This window comes from Blautia sp. AF32-4BH, assembly GCF_003460565.1.
In the GTDB taxonomy this organism is placed as follows: Bacteria; Bacillota; Clostridia; order Lachnospirales; family Lachnospiraceae; genus Fusicatenibacter; species Fusicatenibacter saccharivorans.
Genome location: NZ_QTVL01000005.1, coordinates 132,720 through 150,975 on the forward strand (window position 1 = coordinate 132,720; position 18,256 = coordinate 150,975).

Genomic DNA, 18,256 nt, shown 5'->3' on the forward strand with positions numbered 1-18,256 from the left:
TCCTATATTTCTCTCTTTTTTGACGTTTTCCAACTATTCAGAGCCCCATCTCGATTCCGCTGCGATGCATCTCGATGTGGCTTCTTGCCATATGAACAAAAAGAAAAGAACGTTCATTCATGCAAGCATGATTCGCGTTCTTTTCTTTTCGTTCGCATGGCTCTGAATAGTTACAGAATGTCGGAATAATCTAAGATTGTGATGCCGGTTGCAGGATCTTCAATGACTTTCGGGTCATCTCCGGCTGCGTGGGCCTTCTGGAGGAGTTCTTCCGCCGTGTAAACCGGCATGGCAAGTTCGATCGGCTCGGACGGTTCCGGTTCCGGCTCTTCGATGGTTTCTTCAAACTCTTCGATTTCTTCCACAGTTTCCGGCTCTGTAGATTCCGTTTCTTCGGTTTCTTCTGTCACTTCTTCCGCTGTTTCTTCTGCGGCAGCTTCTTCGACGATTTCCGTTTCTTCCACGGCTTCCGGAATTTCTTCGGTTTCTTCTCCTCTTACAAGGTTCTGCAGATCGACGGTATTAAAGGACACCTGCTCCGTTCCTTCTTCTTCCAGATCCGGAATTTCAAATTCGTCCTGTTTCTCTTCTTCTGCCGTTTTCTGGTCGGCTGCTCTCAACTGTTCGGTCATTTCCTGTTCTTCCCGTTTCTTTTTTTCTACCAGGGCAGCTTTCTTTCTGCTGCGAAGCTCTTCGGACGCTTTCTCATCGTCCTCGTCCTCGTCTTCTTCCTCTTCTTCCTCATCCTCTTCTTCATCACGTTTCCATACCTCGGAAAGGATGAACAGAATGACCAGAAACAGAATGGCAAGTCCGATGATCATGATTCCCTCTCTGCTCTGCGCCGCCATCGACAGAAAGCCGATCACCGGAATCGTGACGATCACTTTGCTCACGGTTGCTCTCACGGTAATTTCCGTTGTGTCTCCACTGATCACATTTTTTACGGATGCGGTTCCGGCAGCGGTGTCGAGGGACTGTATCGTATAGATATACTTTCCGGAATTGTCATCAACCAGGATTTTGTCTCCCGTCGCAACCGATGACGTATCTGTCTTCTTTGCGTACGTGACAGCGCCGCGGGAAATGTTGGTATTTCCCATCCCGTCTGAGACAAGTGTCGTGATACCGGCAAACGGCGGAATCACCAGTGCGCCTGCTGACAGGATTGCAAGCAGAAGCAGCGTATTCACAATTACCTTCAGTAATTTTGACATATTCAATTCTCCTTGTATTCTCAGTCTTTGCCCCCTATTATAACCCCTTTTCTTCGATTATGCAAGAAAACGTTACGCATCGTGTCCCGGCCGCCCGGTTCCGCGTGTCGAATTTTTCGATTTTTTCTTGAAGATCTGTCCTGTTTCTTCTATACTATATGCATAACCAAAGGGGGAATACTTTCATATGAATACACTGATCAAAACCATCGAAGATCTTTCCCTGAACGCATGGCCGTCTCACCAGATCGAGCTGTACGACGGATGGATTCTTCGTTTTTCTTATTTTTATACACACCGGACCAACAGCGTCGAGCAGATCGGGCCGTCCACGATTCCGGTGGAGGAAAAAGTGCAGTACTGTGAGGAGATCTACCGTCGCTGGGGTACACCGGCAATTTTCAAGATCAGTCCGCTTGTCAATCCCGGCTTTGATGCAATGCTCGCCGACCGCGGCTATGTAGTCCAGCACACGACGCACGTCATGACAATGGATCTGGCGAACTTTGCCAAAAAGGATCCTGCCGTTGCCGTGACCGTCAGCAGCTTTATCCCGCCGAAATGGATTGACAGCCTCTTTGCTTTAAAGAGCACGACGAACGTGATGCACCGCATGGTCGTTCCTTCGATGTACCGCGCTATTCCAAAAGAAACCATCTGTACCTCCATCCAGGATGAAACCGGAACGATCGTTGCCACCGGCCTTGGCATCCGCGACCGCGATTACGTCGGTGTCTATGCCATCCATGTGCATCCTGCGTACCGCCACCGCCACTACGCTTCCTCGATCTGCCGCACAATCCTCTCCGAGGGAATCCGGCTCGGTGCAACGAAAGCATATCTTCAGGTTGTCGAGGGAAACACGCCTGCGATCACACTGTATGAATCGCTCGGTTTTTCCTATTTCTATACCTACTGGTTCCGCGCGAAGAACGTGGTCTGATTTTCGTCTGATTTCACATAAAAAAGCATAGCAAAACGGCATGTCAAAATTTTCTGACATGCCGTTTTGCTCTATGTTCATGCTATAAGTGCAGTAAGATTATTCAGCAAAAGGACTGCTTAAATATTTTTCAACGCCGTCCATGGCTTCGCTCTCGTCTTTTCCGTTTGCGGTCACGGTAACTTCCTCGCCATTGTCCAGACCAAGTGTCATCATACCCATAATGCTCTTCGCATTTACTTTTTTTCTGCCGCTCTCGACGTAGATTTCACTTTCGTACTGGCTCGCTACCTGTACCAGCATGGCAACTGGTCTCGCCTCCAGGCCGCTTGAAAGACGAATTGTGATTGGTTTCTTAATCATAATACTTCTCCTCCTTGTTTCCTTCGCAAATCTTCTGCAATCTCTTTTAGTTTCCTTAATCTATGATTAACTCCGGATTTACCAACAACCGGCGTTAACATCTTGCCCAGTTCCAGAAGCGATGCTTCCGGGTATTGTAAGCGGAGCCTTGCCATCTGCTCCAGCGGTTCCGGCAGAGAAGAAAAGCCTGTGGTTTCTTCGATATACCGGATATCTTCGATCTGGCGGATCGCCGCGCTGACCGTTTTGTTGATGTTGGCAGTTTCACAGTTCACCTTTCGGTTGACACTGCCGCGCATTTCTTTTAAGATCCGCACGTTTTCCAGATTCATAAGTGCGATGTTGGCTTCCATGATGCCAAGCATCTCCACAATCTGTGCGCCTTCTTTCATATAAACCACATGGTGGTTTTTCCGGAGAACGATCCGTGCATCAATTCCAAAGCTTTTCAGAAGTTCCTGCACCTGTTCTGCTCTCGGCGCATCGGGGCAGACAATTTCGAGATGGTAAAACCGGTTGGGATCGCTGATGGAACCGGACGCTAAAAATGCGCCCCGCAGAAATGCCCGTTTGCAGCACTGACGCTGTACCACAACAGCCGGAATCGGCATTGTTAACTGCCGGTCTGTCTCGTGTAACTTCACTGCCTGCAGAATCTGACAGGTTTCTTCCCTGTCATTTGCGCGGATCAGATACGTATTTTCCTTCTGATTCAGCTTAACTGCAAGCTCTGCCTCTATATTAAATGTTTTTTTCAATAAAGTAAAGTACTTTCTTGCCACATACGCATTCTCTGTCTGAATCCGTATCGTCCCGTCCTTCTCGGAAATCTGTCCGCAGAGTGACAGGATCGCCGCTGTTTCCGCAATCTGGCAGTGGCGTGCCGTCGGAAGATGTCTCGATAATTCCTCTTTTACCTCGCTTGAGAATGACATCCTTCCACCTCTAAATTCCTTTTCGGATGGCGTCTTTTTCCAGATCCCGGTGCTCAATCCGGATTCCATAGTCCTTCGCGTTGGAAAGACGCCGGTACAGCTCGTTGGCAAGGGTTACGGAACGGTGTTTTCCGCCGGTGCAGCCGATGCTGATAATGAGCTGATGCTTGCCCTCGGAAATATAATTCGGAATCAGAAAACGGATCATATCCTCTAATTTTTCCGCAAACACCTGCGCTGTCTCAAATCCCATCACATAATCCCGCACCGGAGCATCGTTGCCGGAGAGCGGGCGCATGCCTTCTACGTAGTAGGGATTCGGCAGGAACCGCACATCGAAAACAAGGTCCGAATCCGCCGGGATTCCGTATTTGAATCCAAATGAGAGCACAGTAATCATCAGATTTTTGAATTTCTGATCCTGCACGAAAATCTTATCGAGCTCCGCTTTCAGCTCTCTTGTGAGAAGCTGGCTCGTATCGAGAATGTAGTCCGCATCTTTTTTCAGGAACTCAAGTGCTTTGCGCTCTTTTCTAATTCCCTCATCCACCCGTCCAAGACCTGCCAGCGGGTGCGTTCTTCTCGTCTCTTTGTATCGTTTGACCAGCACGTCATCGGACGCGTCCAGAAACAGGATCTCATAGCAGATTCCGTTGATGCTCATCCACTCCAGAACATTCTGCAGGTCCGGGAGCGCCTGGCCGCTTCGGATATCGATTCCGACTGCCACTTTCTGGATTTCTCCGGAAGTACCGTCGGCGGTAAGCTGTGCAAATTTTTCAACCAGCGGGATCGGAAGGTTATCGACGCAGAAATATTCCGCGTCCTCCAGCATTTTCAACGCTGTACTTTTTCCCGCACCGGACATGCCGGTCACAATTACAAAACGCATGTTTTTTCTCCTTTGGTGGATAACGAAAATCAGAATTCCCCGAGGAACTGGATTTCCGGCTCAAGCTGTACGCCAAACTGTTCTTTTACTTTTGCCTGGATCTGACGGATCAGTTCCATCACATCCGATGCGGTTGCACCGCCTGCATTGATCAGAAAGCCGCAGTGTTTTTCCGATACTTTTGCACCGCCGACTGCGTAGCCGGAAAATCCGGCATCCATCACAAGCTTGCCTACAAAATAGCCTTCCGGCCGCTTGAATGCGCTGCCGGCGCTCGGATACTCGAGCGGCTGTTTCTCTACCCGCTTGTTTTTCAATTCCTGCATGCGGGCAAGAATTTCTTCTTTATCTCCCGGAACAAGCATAAGTTCTGCTCCAAGTACGACGTAGCCCCTGTCTTTGATGACGCTGGCACGGTAGCCGAAGCCGAGCTCTTCTTTTTCCAGTTCCCGGATCTCACCTTCTCTTGTGAGTACAGTGACATTCTGTACAATATCCTTCATCTCTCCGCCGTAGGCTCCCGCGTTCATACGGACGCCGCCGCCTAAAGTTCCAGGGATTCCGGAGGCAAACTCCATACCGGAAAGACCGGCTTCTCTTGCCGCCCGGCTGATGGATACGAGCATGCTTCCGGCTTTCGCCCGGATTCTGTTTCCTTCCACTTCGATTCCCTGAAAGTTTTTGTAAACCGAAAGAATCACACCGTGGTAGCCCTCGTCACTTACAACGAGATTGCTGCCGTTTCCGGTGACGAACCACGGGATCTCTTTTTCTTCGCAGAGAGCCACGATTTTTCTGATTTCTTCTTCTGTATGAGGAGCGACGAAATAATCTGCCGGACCGCCCACGCGGAAGGTCGTATGATTTTTCATCGGTTCTGCGGTCTGTACCGCATCTTCCCCTGCAATTGCATAAAGTTCTCTGACAATCTCTTCTTTGATCACGATTTTTACCCTTTGCCGCATCTGCGGCCGAACATTTCATTATGAATTACTACGAATTACAGATTATACTTTTTTTAGACGCGAAAGCAGCCGACATCCCTCACTTCTTCGTTCGTTCTGCCAGCCGCTGTTTTTCTTCTTCGTCTGCCCGCCTTTTTTGCAGGCTCACGGGCTATTCTACCACGAACCCTCAAAAAGTGCAACGAACTTTTTCGTTCCGGCTCTTTTTTCTATCAGATCTTCCGGATCAGTATCATTTCCTACATCAGACAGTCTTTTCCATGGATTCTCGACGGGGTGACAAGCACCATCTGATTCATGAGATTTTCTTCCGAAAGAACGGCAACGCGCAGATATTCTCTCGTATGTCCCGTCCAGTAACGGACGCCGTCGATCTCGACTTCTTCTTCCATGAGCACTTCCAGCTCTTTTCCGAAGAAGCCTTCCATATATTCCTGTCTCCGTCTCTCGTCCAGTTCCAGCAGAACATGGCTGCGCTTCGTCTTCTCCTGCTCCGGAATCTGGCCTGCCATCGCTGCGGCGCGGGTGCCTTCTCTTCTCGAATACTTGAAGATGTGAGTCTCGAAGAAATGAATGTCCTCGACAAAGGCGCGCGACTCTTCAAACTCCTCCTCACTCTCCTGCGGGAAACCGACAATCACATCGGTCGTCAGCGCCGGATTTCCATATACCTTACGCAGCAGATCGCATTTGTGTTTGTATTCTTCTGCGGTATATTTCCGGTTCATCCGCTTCAGTGTTCCATTGCTTCCGCTCTGCAGTGAAAGATGGAAATGCGGGCACACCTTCGGCATTGCGGCGATCGCCTCTGCAAACTCTTCGGTGATGATGCCCGGCTCCAGGGATCCGAGACGGATTCTTCTGATGCCGTCCACTGCATCAACAGCGCGGATCAGGTCGAGCAGCGTCTCTTTTTCGCCCTCCGGGAAATCGAGTCCGTAGGAGGAAAGGTGGATACCGGTCAGCACGACTTCCTGGTATCCGGCCTCCACCAGACGTTTTACTTCTTCTACCACATCACTCTGGCGGCGGCTTCTGACTCTGCCGCGCGCGTACGGGATAATACAATAAGTACAGAACTGATTGCATCCATCCTGTACTTTCAGGAATGCGCGGGTGTGCTCCGCCGTTTTGCTGATCGAGAGTGTCTCGTACTCACGGTTGTGTGTCATATCCACGAGGAAGCTCTTACACTCCGCGTCGGATGGTTTTCCACCATCCTCACGTTCTGCCAGAAAGTTTTCCAGAATATCCACAAGATCTTTCTTCTTATTATTTCCGATGATCAGATCAATCGCCGTATCCTCTTCGAGTTTTTCCCCAGCCGCCTGCACATAACAGCCGCAGGCCACAACAACCGCATCGGGATTCATCTTTTTCGCTTTGTGCAGCATCTGCCGCGATTTCCGGTCCGCAATGTTCGTCACGGTACACGTATTAATAATGTAAACATCCGCTCCCGGTGCAAAAGGCACGATCTCGTACCCTCTGTCTTCGAGGAGCTGCTGGATGGCTTCCAGCTCATATGCGTTCACTTTACACCCAAGATTATGCAAAGCTACCGTTTTTTTCATGCCATACTCCTTTCTTCTTCATCTTTATTATTAAAAATCACGAAGATTCCACTTTATCTTTGTATGTTTTCGCATTGACTTTTTCCCCTCCAGACGGTAAGATAAAGCTGTTAAATGAGGGTAATAAATAATGTTAACCAAATAACAGGGAGGATTACAAACATGAAAACAGTACAGATTTCTCTTAATTCTATCGACAAAGTAAAATCTTTCGTCAACGACATTTCCAAATTCGATTTTGATTTCGATCTGGTATCCGGAAGATACGTAATCGACGCAAAATCCATCATGGGAATCTTCAGCCTCGACCTTTCCAAACCGATCGACCTGAACGTCCATGCTGATGGAGATGCTCTTCAGACCGTACTTGATGTTCTTGCTCCGTACATTGTATAATTACGATAGAACATAAGGGCCGCGCACTCGCCGCGGCTCTTTTTTTGTCTTTGTTTATCATCAGGACCGGATCTTGTTTTTCAGAACCCCCAAAACAAGATCCGGCCTTTTTGTTCTTTAAAGCAAGTTTTCCTTAGCAGACCTCGATCGTCTCTGCGGTAGAAACTGCGCGTTCCATCATCTCATCGATCACGTCGTCCAGATGGCGCTCGGAGCATTTGATGACATTCAGGTTCGGTTTTGTCACCGGATGCTTTGCAACGAAGATCGTGCAGCAGTCCTCATACGGCAGAACGGATGTCTCGTACGTACCGATTTTTTCGGAAATATCGACGATCTCCTGTTTGTCGAAACCGATCAGCGGACGGAAGACCGGCATGGTGCAGACTTCGTTGGTAACGGCGAGGGAATGCATCGTCTGGCTTGCCACCTGTCCGATACTCTCTCCGGTGATCAGGCCAAGGCATTTGTCCTGACGTGCAAACGCTTCTGCGATCTTCATCATATAACGGCGCATGATGATGGTCAGCTCGTCGTGCGGGCATTTTTCGTAGATTGCAAGCTGGATCTCGGTGAAGTTGACCACATGCAGACGGATCGGGCCGCTGTAGCGTGCAACGAGTTTTGCAAGATCCACAACCTTCTGTTTGGCTCTCTCGCTGGTGTACGGCGGAGCGTGGAAGTAAACGGCATCAATCTTAACACCGCGTTTTGCGATCATGTATCCGGCAACCGGGCTGTCGATACCGCCGGAAAGCAGCAGCATGGCCTGTCCGTTTGTGCCGACCGGCATACCGCCAGGGCCTGCGATGCTCTCGCAGTACAGATAAATCTTCTGACGCAGCTCGACGTTCAGATAGATATCCGGCTCGTGAACGTCTACTTTGAGGTTCGGGCAGACATCGAGGATGCGGCCGCCCAGCTCGCAGTTGACTTCCATTGTGTGCATCGGATAGTTTTTGTTCGCACGGCGTGCGCATACCTTAAAGGTTTTCTCCTCGGTCGGGTACAGCTCTTTCACGTAGGAAACCACTGCCTCTGCCAGATCTTCAAAGCCGGTGTCCTCTAAAATGACAACCGGGCAGATCTCGGCGATACCGAAAACTCTTGTCAGCGCATCGACAGCGCCCTCGTAATCAAAGTCTCCTTCGGTGTTGACATAGATTCGTCCCATCTCACGGGTGACCTGGAAAATTCCGTCTACCGGGGCAAGCGCGTGCTCCATCTGTAAGCAGAGTGCTTTTTCGAACAGATGACGGTTCTTTCCTTTAATGCCGATCTCGGCATATTTTACCAGAAATGCTTTGTACATCATCGTTTTTTATTCTCCTTTTTTCTCAGCCAGATCGCGGAAGAACAGAGGATATTCCTCAGAAAATTTCTTCAGGATCAGTTCAGATACCTGACGCATCTGCGGATGTGCGGCGTTGGCGCTTCGAAGCCGGATAAAGTGGCGCCACTCTCTTAAGTTCATGGTCATGACGATCTCGGTTTTCAGGGAGTTCGGAAGAATGCTTCTTGCCTCCTCCGGCTTTGCTCCGAGTTCGAGCATCTGGAAGTAATACTGCTCTGCAGCTTCCATTGCTTTCTGCCATACCTCGTATTTTTTACGGTCGTTCTCGTCGTCCAGATCATAGGAAAATCCGGTTGCCAGGTCGATACAGGTGATCTGGTTTCCAAATTTATCTTTCGAATAGTTGCAGTAGCGGGTGCTCTCCTGGCTGTAGCTTGCGATACGGTGGCGGACGATCTCATGGGTCACGCCGCGGTCGCACGTTACTTTTACGGTGATGGAGCCGTGCTCAATGACGGATTCATGGCCGCGTTTGATGATGCCTGCGATGAATTTCTCTGCAGTGCCTTCTCCAATGCGCTCCTCGCTCTTGTAGCAGACTCTTCCGATTTTCTCGATCCGGCGCAGCATATCCTCGTAGGATTCGGTGCTCAGGATTTCAATTTCCGGCTGTATTGTAATCATAATTTTCCTCTTTCTATTATTTCCTGGTAAATCTGCGCAGCATCGGCAGTACCTCGCGCAGCGTATCCAGGGTATAATCAATCTGTTCCAGTGTCGTAAATTCGCTGAAGCTGAACCGCACGGCAGACTCCATCTCGGCTTTCGATGCGCCGATGGCAGTCAGCGTCGGGCTTCCGGCTCTCTTGTGTGATGAGCAGGCGCTTCCGGCGGAAACGTAGATCTGGCGGTCCTCCAGCGTGTGCAGCAGCACTTCACTGCGCACATTTAAGAATGATGCATTGACAATCTGCGGCGCACCCTCTTCTTCCGGCATGCCATGGATGACCACATCGTCCAGCTCCCGTAAGCCTTCGATCAGACGGTGTTTGCAGGCACGCATCTGCGCGGTCTGCTCGTCAAAATGCTTGTAAACGATCTCAGCGGATTTCGCAAGGCCTGCGATGCCCGGCACATTGTCGGTTCCGGAACGCATGCCGTTCTGCTGGCCGCCGCCTAAGATCAGCGGACGGATTTTTACTTTCTCATCAATATATAAAAAGCCGCTTCCCTTCGGTCCGTGGATCTTGTGGCCGCTCACGGAGAGCATGTCGATGCCCATCCGTTTCGGATAAATCCGGTATTTGCCGAACGCCTGGATCGCATCGACATGAAAATACGTTTTCGGATTTTTCGCCTTGATTCTGCGTCCGATCTCCCCGATTGGCTCAACAGAACCGATCTCATTGTTGACATACATAATCGAAACGAGAATCGTCTCCGGCGTGATCGCTTCTTCGAGTTCGTTCACATCCACAAGGCCTTCTTTATTTACCGGCAGGCGCGTAATACGGAACCCCTGCTCCTCCAGAAATGCCAGCGGTGCCGACACGGCCGGGTGCTCGATCGCGCTTGTGATAATGTGGTTTCCCGTTCTCTTATTTGCCATTGCTGTTCCGACGAGCGCCCAGTTGTCGGACTCTGTGCCACCGGAGGTAAAGAAAATTTCTTTTTCTTTGACTTTCAGAATCTTTGCCAGCGTTTCCTGGGCGGTTCTGATATATTGTTCTGCTTCTACCCCTTTTTGATGCATCGCAGACGGATTTCCATAATGATTTACCATCAGATCACAGACGAGATCTGCGGTTTCCTGATAAACACAGGTGGTTGCGGAATTGTCCAGATATGCTTCCATTATCTTGTTCGTTCCCTTCCTTCTAAAAGATACACCAGAATGGAAAGCACGGTCATTCCGGCCGTTTCCGTGCGCAGAATGCGCTTTCCGAGCGTAATCGGCTCTACCTTTTCCTTCATGGCCATTTCCACTTCCGCTTCGTCGATACCGCCCTCCGGTCCGATCAGGATCGCAATAGATTCACCCGGTTCAATGGATTCCAGAATTCTTCTCGTTCCTTCCATCCCCTCTGCGTTCTCATACGGCATCAGGCGAACGTCTGATTCTGCTATCATTGCAAGCGCCTGCTGAAATGTAACAGGCATGTGTACCGTCGGAATCTGCATCCGTTTGGACTGCTTTGCCGCACCAAGCGCGATCGTCTGCCAACGCTCTGCTTTCTTTTCCGCCTTTTTCCGGTCCAGCTTCACAACGCAGCGTTTCATCTCCACCGGAACAATTTCCGTCGCACCAAGTTCCACTGCTTTTTGGATGATCAATTCCATTTTGTCACCTTTTGGCAGACCCTGAAACAGTACAATTCCGGACGGGAGTTCTCTGTCTGCTGCTGTGACTTCTTCTACTGCGGCAAGAACCTCCCCTTCCGGAAAATCCGAAACGGCACAATGATATTCCTTTTCGCCTCCGGTACTGACCAGTATTTTTTCGCCCGGCCGCATGCGGAGCACATTTTTGATGTGATTAACGTCACTGCCCGTGATGTGGACAGTGCCGTCATAAATCTGACTTTCTTCTACAAAAAAACGGTACATGAATCTGTTCTCTTTCTCTTCTGGTGTTTCGCTTTTCTTAATTTACATCGGTTTTCTTGCTGTAACGGAAACCCATTCGCCCTGATGTGTAACTTCAACCACTTCAAGTCCCGCTGCAACGACTGCCTCTTTGACAACTTCCTCTTTCACATCGAGAATGCCGGATGTGATATAAACAGCGCCCGGCTTCATCTGGTGTACGATTACCGGCGTCAGCGGAACGAGAACATCTGCAAGAATATTGGCGGTAACGATATCGTATTTCTCGTATCCGACTCTGTCCTGTACTTCTTTGTCATCAATGATATTTCCGATCATCATATCAAAAGCTTCTACCGGAATTCCATTGACTTCTTTGTTTTCCTCAACCGCAGGAACCGCACACGGATCGAGGTCTGTTCCGACCGCATGACGCGCACCAAGCTTCAGTGCAATAATCGAAAGAATACCGCTTCCGGTTCCGACATCAAGCAGCTCGGTATCCTTTGTCACATATTTCTTTAACTGACGGATGCAAAGCTGTGTTGTCTCATGCATACCCGTTCCAAAGGCTGTGCCCGGATCGATATGGATGATCATTTTATCCCGGTCTTCCGGCTTTACTTCCTCCCAGGACGGGATGATCAGAATGTCGTCCACATAGAACTGTTTGAAATACTGTTTCCAGTTGTTGATCCAGTCCTTGTCCTCTGTCTCAGACTCTGTGATGGTGCACTCTCCAAGGTCCAGGAACTCCTGCATTTCTGCAAGTGCCGCGCGGACATCTGCAAGAACCTTCTCCTTGTCCTCATCCACATCGAGGTAAAAATTCAGGTAGGCAATGCCGTCGTCATCCGGAATATCCGGCATGATATCCACGAACATCTGCTGTTTGTCGCTCTCGGTCAAAGGCTGTTTGTCCTGAATTTCCACGCCTTCGATTCCCACATCGGCCAGAGTGGAGATCACAATGTCTTCCACTTCCGATCTTGTTTTTAATGTAAATTTATTCCATTTCATTGTTTAAACTCCTTTTTGCGCTTCTCTTTTCCATACGTGCAAAGAAAACCACATTTATCATACACGATATCGTTCCTGTTGTAAATGTTATTTTCGGCTTTTACGGCCCGTCTCAATCCGAAATCTTTGTCAGAAAGCCATCTTTTTTCGCCTTCTGATAACGCCATATCAGCCCGAGTGTGGATAAAATGCGAACCCCAAGATCTATCAGGTTGAACCGGTACAGTGCCGTAAGATCTGCCCCAAGTGCCGTATACAGACGGACACCAAGCAACGGCAGAACACTGTTGGTCAGCGTCGTCATCATCGTAAAGAGGCTGATCAAAAGCGAACGGTTCTTTTCCGGTGCGGCATTTAAAAGAATCTGTACCGTGCAGAGTGCAACGGCACACTGTGGAGCGTTCAGAACCGTCATCAGAACAATAAAAGTAACCCCGCGGTACGCCAACGGTAAATGTGGAACCAAAATCATAATAACCGGGCAGAAGCAAAGACCGATCCCGGCGAAAATCAGTGCAAAATCCGGCGATTTTTTCCGGACAACCTTCGCGATCATTCCAACTGCCGCAAGCTGACCGATATTGAAAACACCGTTGCAGATGGAAAGTGTCATCTCCGACATTTTGCAGTATTTGACCTGTCCTAAATACCACATGCTCCAGTCAAGCTGCCAGGTGATATAGAAAAAGACCACCGGCACGAAGAACCAGCGCAATGCTTTATTTTTCCCACACTTGTGATCGCCTCCAGCAGGTCAGAAACAGAAAAACGTGAGGATGCATTTCCCGCTTCTGCCGGAGCTTTGCCCTCCTCCTGCTGTTTCACCGGAATTTTTTTGATTGCAGCGGCCTGCAACAAAACGCAGACAGCACACAGATAAAAGAAGCTTCGGAGTACCAGAAGTTTTCCATCGGCCGTGTGGCATCTTCCCATCAGAATCCCGCAGATCACCGGTGCAAGAATGCCAATCACAAACATGAACTGATTCCGAAAGGCATAGACATCGTTTCGCTGCCGCAGTGAAACCGCAGCACCGAACATTGCCTGCCACTGCGCATTGTAAATAGCAAGTGCCCCCGCAGTAAATGCCAGTGATACAAAAAACAGCTCCATACGTCTCTCGCCGAGTGCCGGTACACTTCCAAGAAATGCATAGCCGGCACACATCACAAGAAGCGTAAGCATCGGTATCGTCTTTGTCGACTTCAGACGATCCGCCAGAATTCCAAGCGGCAGCAATGCTGCACACGCTACAATGTTCGGCACCATCTGGATAATGCCGATCTGACTGTCGGTTGCACCCATGTTTGTCGCATACAGATTCAGACCGAAACCGTTAATCGATGTGATATATTGCAGAAATACACCCTCGACGGCAAACAGCAGCATGATCTGCGCAGATGGCGGCATCTTTTTTGCCCGGTAAAACAGACTCTTTTTCATTGCTTCATCCCCCATGCCTTCTTTTGTCATCTTCACGTTCCTGCCCCCTGCCGGATACGTAAAGATTCTGCTTTCATAATGGCAATTGCATGTTCAAATGTCAACAGAAATACCCGGATCCGATGTGAGAATTTTAACGGCATTTTCTGTCAATATTCACAAAAGAAAAAAGGGCATTCTTCCTGTTGAATGCATGGGTTTGGCATAAGAAAAAGGAGCCCCCGTTTTACCTGGGGCTCCGCCTATTGGAAATGTTTATAGCAATCTCAGAAACTTGCGTTATTTTCGGGGTTTGCTATCAGAATTCGATCTCGCGCAGATATCTGTGCAGCGCATCCTGCCAGGTCGGCAGTTTTTCGAATCCGTTCTCGGTCAGTTTCTCTTTGCTCATGCGGCTGTTGGACGGACGTTTTGCTTTTGCCGGGTACTGGTCAGAGCTTACCGGTGATACACTTACTTTTCCGTAAGCCGGATCGATCTCAGCGGCCTGTTTGAAAATCTCGCAGGCGAACTCATACCAGGAGCAGAGTCCCTCGTTTGTTGCATGGTAGCGGCCGTAGTTCTCTTTCTCTGCCATGTCAACAAGCAGGCGGGACAGGTCGTAGGTGTAGGTCGGGCTTCCTACCTGATCATCTACAACAGTCAGATGATCGTGTGTCTTTCCAAGGTTCAGCATGGTCTTGATGAAGTTCTTTCCGTTCACGCCGAATACCCATGCGATGCGGACGATGTAGAATTTTTTCACCCATTTCTCTACCGCGAGCTCTCCCTCGTATTTCGTCTGGCCGTATACGTTCAGCGGATGACGCTCATCATCCGGCTCCCACGGGCGGGTACCCTGGCCGTCGAATACGTAGTCGGTGGAGATGTAGATCATTTTGCAGTCAAGGTCATGGCAGACTTTTGCGATGTTCTCGGTTCCGACTGCATTGACCTGATGTACTTTTTCTTTTTTGTCATCATCCTCAGCAAGGTCTACAGCGGTCCATGCTGCACAGTGGATTACGACATCCGGGTTTGCTTCGGTAATGACTTTTCTTACGCTTTCTGCATCGGTGATATCCATTTCTTCAATATCAACGCCGATTCCTTCATGACCGCGTTTTGCAAGTTCATTCATGACGTCATGGCCGAGCTGGCCTTTTACACCTGTTACAAATACTCTCATAATGGTTCTCCTTTTTTCTGATTTTGTTATCGTTATGTTTTGTCTGTCTCTTGTTTTTCAGTCTGATTTTCTGTTTGTACCATGAGTATAAAGGATGACGTTATGTCATGGTCAAGCACTTTTTTTCAAAAACTGCCCCGGATTTTTCTTCCGGGGCAGTTTTCTTCAACGCTGTTCGCTTTTATTTGTCGATATATTTTCCGTTCATCACGTCCATCAGGTACTGGCCGTACTGGTTTTTCTTCAGCGGCTCGATGTCGGTCAGAAGCTGGTCTTTGCCGATCCAGCCGTTCAGGTAACCGATCTCCTCGAGGCACGCAATCTTGCGGTGCTGATGGGTCTCGATGGTTTTTACGAAGTTGGTTGCCTCTACCAGACTCTCATGTGTACCGGTATCCAGCCAGGTGAAGCCCTGTCCGAGAAGCTCAACGTTCAGGCTGCCGTCTTCCAGATAGATCCGGTTCAGGTCGGTGATCTCAAGTTCTCCGCGCGGTGACGGTTTCAGGTTCTTTGCATACTCTACGACTTTGTTGTCATAGAAGTACAGACCTGTAACACAATAGTTTGATTTCGGTTTCTCCGGTTTCTCTTCGATGGAGATGGCTTTTCCCTCGGAGTCAAATTCTACGATCCCGAAACGCTCCGGATCATCTACATAATAGCCGAATACGGTTGCGCCTTTTCCGGTCTCAGCGTTTTCTACTGCTGCTTTCAGGCGTTTGTTCAGACCGTGTCCGAAGAAGATGTTGTCGCCGAGCACCATGGCAACGGAATCATCCCCGATGAACTCCTCGCCGATGATGAAGGCCTGTGCCAGTCCGTCCGGGCTTGGCTGTACCTTGTAGGAAAGCTGTACACCGAACTGATGGCCGTCACCGAGCAGTGCCTCGAAACGCGGGGTGTCCTGCGGGGTGGAGATGATCAGGATGTCGCGGATGCCTGCATTCATAAGAACAGACAGCGGATAATAGATCATCGGCTTGTCATAGATCGGGAGAAGCTGTTTCGATGTTACCATAGTTAACGGATAAAGACGTGTGCCGGAACCTCCGGCAAGTACGATACCTTTCATAATTCGTTACTCCTTTTTCGTATATGATACCTCTAGTATAACCTCATTCCCGGAAACGCGTCAACCCGTATCGTAACGTAACCGTTACTGTTCACCCAGCAGTGAAACACTTGCTGTTTCGCTGCGTAAGAACATGTTTCAGGTGTGAGCAACCCTCCTTTTGCGAAGCAAAACTTTAAATGAGGGTTGCGAATGTTACAGTTCGCTGGGCACCAGTGAACTGTAACACGTAACGGTGTGTGATAACTTTGTGACGTTTCTGTTATCAGCAGCTGTATTTCGTCAGTTTCTGGCGGGAATAGATCGAGCTGTTGCGGTTGAATACGTAGGCCGCGGTGCAGACAATAAAGAAATATGGCAGATAATCGTAGCCAAAAATCTCGCCGCCAATGAAAATAGCCGCCAGTAAGGTGTTGGTTCCGCCGCCAAAAACCGCCGCATAGCCAAGCGCCGCGGAAAGCTCCACCGGAATACCGAACAGATTGCCAAGGACTGCTCCCAGGGTTGCTCCGATGGTAAACAGCGGTGTTACCTCGCCGCCCTGAAACCCGGCGGACAGCGTCAGAATTGTCAGGATAAATTTCAGCGCCCAGTCATATGCATATACCTTTTCCCCATGAAATACCGCTTCCACCAGATTCGTTCCAAAGCCGCAATACCGTCCGCGGTACAGAAGCAGGAACAGAATGCTAAGGATAACACCGATGGAGAAAACACGCACCAGCGGATTTTTGATTTTTTCGCCGAGATATTTTTTCGTGTGCTTTAAGCACCAGGCGAAGAGGCCGCCTGTGATTCCAAAAATAATACCAAGTGTAATCAGACGCACCAGCAGGAACGGTGTCAGGCTTTCGCTGATGTGGACAGCCAGATTTTCTTTGCGGATTCCAAGCAGGGAAGCTACAGTGCTCGCAGAAAAAGATGCAGTAAACGCCGGAAGCAGTGCCTCGTACCGCATTTCACCCGCAGCGAGCACCTCTACCGCAAAGATCACAGCTGCAATCGGCGTTCCGAACATGCCCGCAAAGCCGGCGGCCATACCGGTTACCAGAAAGATACCGGGCGCGTTTTTAAACGGTAATTTTTTGCCGGCAAAATAGGAAAACACAGCACCGATCTGAACGGCAACGCCCTCCCTGCCGGCACTTCCACCGAACAGATGCGTCAACGCCGTTGAGAGCATTGCCAGCGGAATCATGCGAAGCGGAAGCTCTGTCTCCTCCTCATACGCTACATCAAAAATCAGACTCATGCCTCCTTTTCCCCTGCCACCGAATTTCTGATTGACTGCCACGATCACAAGACCTGCCATAGCGAGAAACGGCAGACACCAGAAAAGATGTGCCACGCGAACAGCCGTGACTTTCAAAAGCAGACGGCAGAACAGCGCCTCAATCAGACCGACTGCCGCACCGAGCGGAACGCCGGTCACACCGAGCAGCAGCAGGGCGCCGTAGGTGCGAAGGGATTTCTTCAGTTCTTCTTTCATTCTCTTTCTCTCCTTTTCGAATTCTGCTGTTATCATATCACGAAGCGGACAGATTGTGAACTATGGATACCTTTTCCTCCATACTCTTTGCCAGTGCATCGGCAAATTTTTCCTGCATCCGGATTACTTCTTTCATCTCCTGCTCCGTAAACTGCGCCGCAGCTTCCTCCTCGGACTGAAACAGCGGAAGAACCAGCTCTCTCGCATACTGTTTTCCCGTTTCAGTCAGACTGATGATTTTTTCCCGCCGGTTTGCCGGATTGACTTCCATTTCGATATATCCTGTTTTCGTTTTTAGTCCGTTTTCGTACTTTTTGTTTTAGTGTTTTTTTCTTCCTTTGTCAAGATTTCCAAAAGCCTCTTTTTTCCGTATATTTTCCGGCATTTTTCAAATACTAGCAACTGTCCAGACACTGTTAGGGAAAGGAGATTTTGAAGATGAGAAAAATCAGAAGAGTGTGTATGACGCTGGCATTGGCGGTATTACTGGCCGGGATGACGGCCTGTGGAAACAACACCACGAATGACACTGGAAATGGCAATACCAACACGGAGAGCGACATGGGACAGACGGATAACAGAAACGATGTCAATACGACAGAGATGCCGTCAAACGACAATGTAAATGATGTGACGGAGGGCACCGATGGGAATGCCAACGGTACGAACGGTACAAATACCGGGGATGGAAATACCCTTGGGGATGATGTCGGCGACGCAGCTGAAGATGTGACCCGTGGTGTCGGTGAGGGCGTTGAGGATGTCGGCCGCGCGGTGGACGATGTGGTAAGCGGCGGCGACAATGAGACGCAGAATCCGCAGGAAAACGGAGCAACTACACAGAATGGAGCGGGGATGGCACAGTAAATATGCACTTCTGCTGCTCCCGTATCTAAAAA

Annotated in this window: 20 protein-coding genes; 3 read left to right on the forward strand and 17 right to left on the reverse strand. The window is 49.4% G+C overall.

Features of this window, described 5'->3' with window-relative positions:
* Positions 1-170: 170 nt before the first annotated feature.
* On the reverse strand, positions 171-1,217 hold the full coding sequence (locus DWZ44_RS08260; RefSeq protein ID WP_117804622.1) for a hypothetical protein: 1,047 nt from the start codon (positions 1,215-1,217) through the stop codon (positions 171-173).
* A gap of 187 nt (positions 1,218-1,404) precedes the next feature.
* On the opposite strand from DWZ44_RS08260, the gene DWZ44_RS08265 reads away from it, so the two are divergent.
* Entirely contained in the window at positions 1,405-2,160 is a 756-nt protein-coding gene (locus DWZ44_RS08265) for a GNAT family N-acetyltransferase (protein WP_117510467.1), read from the forward strand.
* Between the two features lie 99 nt (positions 2,161-2,259).
* Here the strand turns inward: DWZ44_RS08265 and DWZ44_RS08270 are convergent, their stop codons facing one another.
* The 5 genes from DWZ44_RS08270 to mtaB all read right to left on the reverse strand — a co-directional run bounded on the left by DWZ44_RS08270 (position 2,260) and on the right by mtaB (position 6,889).
* Positions 2,260-2,523, reverse strand: a complete 264-nt coding sequence (locus tag DWZ44_RS08270; protein ID WP_022461839.1) for an HPr family phosphocarrier protein — start codon at positions 2,521-2,523, stop codon at positions 2,260-2,262.
* A complete protein-coding gene (gene whiA, locus DWZ44_RS08275) occupies positions 2,520-3,458 on the reverse strand; it encodes a DNA-binding protein WhiA (RefSeq protein WP_117801362.1) in 939 nt (312 codons plus the stop codon). The genes DWZ44_RS08270 and whiA overlap by 4 nt, the downstream gene beginning before the upstream one ends.
* 10 nt (positions 3,459-3,468) lie before the next feature.
* The gene (gene rapZ / locus DWZ44_RS08280) at positions 3,469-4,350 is read right to left on the reverse strand and encodes an RNase adapter RapZ (protein WP_022461841.1); all 882 of its coding nucleotides are present in this window, start codon (positions 4,348-4,350) and stop codon (positions 3,469-3,471) included.
* Between the two features lie 29 nt (positions 4,351-4,379).
* Positions 4,380-5,291: a UDP-N-acetylmuramate dehydrogenase gene (gene murB / locus DWZ44_RS08285; RefSeq protein ID WP_416822211.1), complete on the reverse strand. Its 912-nt coding sequence runs from the start codon at positions 5,289-5,291 to the stop codon at positions 4,380-4,382.
* A gap of 263 nt (positions 5,292-5,554) precedes the next feature.
* Positions 5,555-6,889 carry a tRNA (N(6)-L-threonylcarbamoyladenosine(37)-C(2))-methylthiotransferase MtaB gene (mtaB, locus tag DWZ44_RS08290; RefSeq protein WP_117804624.1) on the reverse strand — a complete coding sequence of 445 codons (1,335 nt, stop codon included), beginning with the start codon at positions 6,887-6,889 and terminating at the stop codon, positions 5,555-5,557.
* A 162-nt stretch (positions 6,890-7,051) separates the two neighbouring features.
* On the opposite strand from mtaB, the gene DWZ44_RS08295 reads away from it, so the two are divergent.
* Entirely contained in the window at positions 7,052-7,285 is a 234-nt protein-coding gene (locus tag DWZ44_RS08295; RefSeq protein WP_022461844.1) for an HPr family phosphocarrier protein, read from the forward strand.
* A 133-nt stretch (positions 7,286-7,418) separates the two neighbouring features.
* Here DWZ44_RS08295 and thiI read toward each other — a convergent pair whose 3' ends face one another.
* The 11 genes from thiI to DWZ44_RS08350 all read right to left on the reverse strand — a co-directional run bounded on the left by thiI (position 7,419) and on the right by DWZ44_RS08350 (position 17,628).
* On the reverse strand, positions 7,419-8,597 hold the full coding sequence (thiI, locus tag DWZ44_RS08300; RefSeq protein ID WP_082426222.1) for a tRNA uracil 4-sulfurtransferase ThiI: 1,179 nt from the start codon (positions 8,595-8,597) through the stop codon (positions 7,419-7,421).
* A gap of 9 nt (positions 8,598-8,606) precedes the next feature.
* Positions 8,607-9,263 (reverse strand): FAD-dependent thymidylate synthase, encoded by a 657-nt coding sequence (thyX, locus tag DWZ44_RS08305; protein ID WP_055266967.1) that lies wholly within the window; start codon positions 9,261-9,263, stop codon positions 8,607-8,609.
* 16 nt (positions 9,264-9,279) lie between these two features.
* Positions 9,280-10,434 (reverse strand): cysteine desulfurase family protein, encoded by a 1,155-nt coding sequence (locus tag DWZ44_RS08310; RefSeq protein WP_117804625.1) that lies wholly within the window; start codon positions 10,432-10,434, stop codon positions 9,280-9,282.
* Positions 10,434-11,186: a 16S rRNA (uracil(1498)-N(3))-methyltransferase gene (locus tag DWZ44_RS08315; RefSeq protein WP_117761423.1), complete on the reverse strand. Its 753-nt coding sequence runs from the start codon at positions 11,184-11,186 to the stop codon at positions 10,434-10,436. The genes DWZ44_RS08310 and DWZ44_RS08315 overlap by 1 nt, the downstream gene beginning before the upstream one ends.
* Positions 11,187-11,228: 42 nt before the next feature.
* Positions 11,229-12,185, reverse strand: a complete 957-nt coding sequence (gene prmA / locus DWZ44_RS08320; protein WP_022461849.1) for a 50S ribosomal protein L11 methyltransferase — start codon at positions 12,183-12,185, stop codon at positions 11,229-11,231.
* 112 nt (positions 12,186-12,297) lie between these two features.
* On the reverse strand, positions 12,298-12,840 hold the full coding sequence (locus DWZ44_RS08325; protein WP_117804626.1) for a hypothetical protein: 543 nt from the start codon (positions 12,838-12,840) through the stop codon (positions 12,298-12,300).
* Positions 12,828-13,658: an MFS transporter gene (locus DWZ44_RS08330; protein ID WP_117804627.1), complete on the reverse strand. Its 831-nt coding sequence runs from the start codon at positions 13,656-13,658 to the stop codon at positions 12,828-12,830. The genes DWZ44_RS08325 and DWZ44_RS08330 overlap by 13 nt, the downstream gene beginning before the upstream one ends.
* A 268-nt stretch (positions 13,659-13,926) precedes the next feature.
* Positions 13,927-14,796 (reverse strand): dTDP-4-dehydrorhamnose reductase, encoded by an 870-nt coding sequence (gene rfbD, locus DWZ44_RS08335; protein WP_022461851.1) that lies wholly within the window; start codon positions 14,794-14,796, stop codon positions 13,927-13,929.
* A 181-nt stretch (positions 14,797-14,977) separates the two neighbouring features.
* Positions 14,978-15,868: a glucose-1-phosphate thymidylyltransferase RfbA gene (rfbA, locus tag DWZ44_RS08340; protein ID WP_022461852.1), complete on the reverse strand. Its 891-nt coding sequence runs from the start codon at positions 15,866-15,868 to the stop codon at positions 14,978-14,980.
* A 265-nt stretch (positions 15,869-16,133) separates the two neighbouring features.
* A complete protein-coding gene (locus DWZ44_RS08345; RefSeq protein ID WP_117804628.1) occupies positions 16,134-17,357 on the reverse strand; it encodes a chloride channel protein in 1,224 nt (407 codons plus the stop codon).
* Positions 17,358-17,394: 37 nt separating this feature from the next.
* Positions 17,395-17,628: a hypothetical protein gene (locus tag DWZ44_RS08350; protein ID WP_117801352.1), complete on the reverse strand. Its 234-nt coding sequence runs from the start codon at positions 17,626-17,628 to the stop codon at positions 17,395-17,397.
* 167 nt (positions 17,629-17,795) lie between these two features.
* Here DWZ44_RS08350 and DWZ44_RS08355 point away from each other — a divergent pair, with 167 nt between their 5' ends.
* Complete coding sequence (locus tag DWZ44_RS08355; RefSeq protein ID WP_117804629.1) at positions 17,796-18,224, forward strand: hypothetical protein; 429 nt, start codon at positions 17,796-17,798, stop codon at positions 18,222-18,224.
* Positions 18,225-18,256 lie beyond the last annotated feature (32 nt).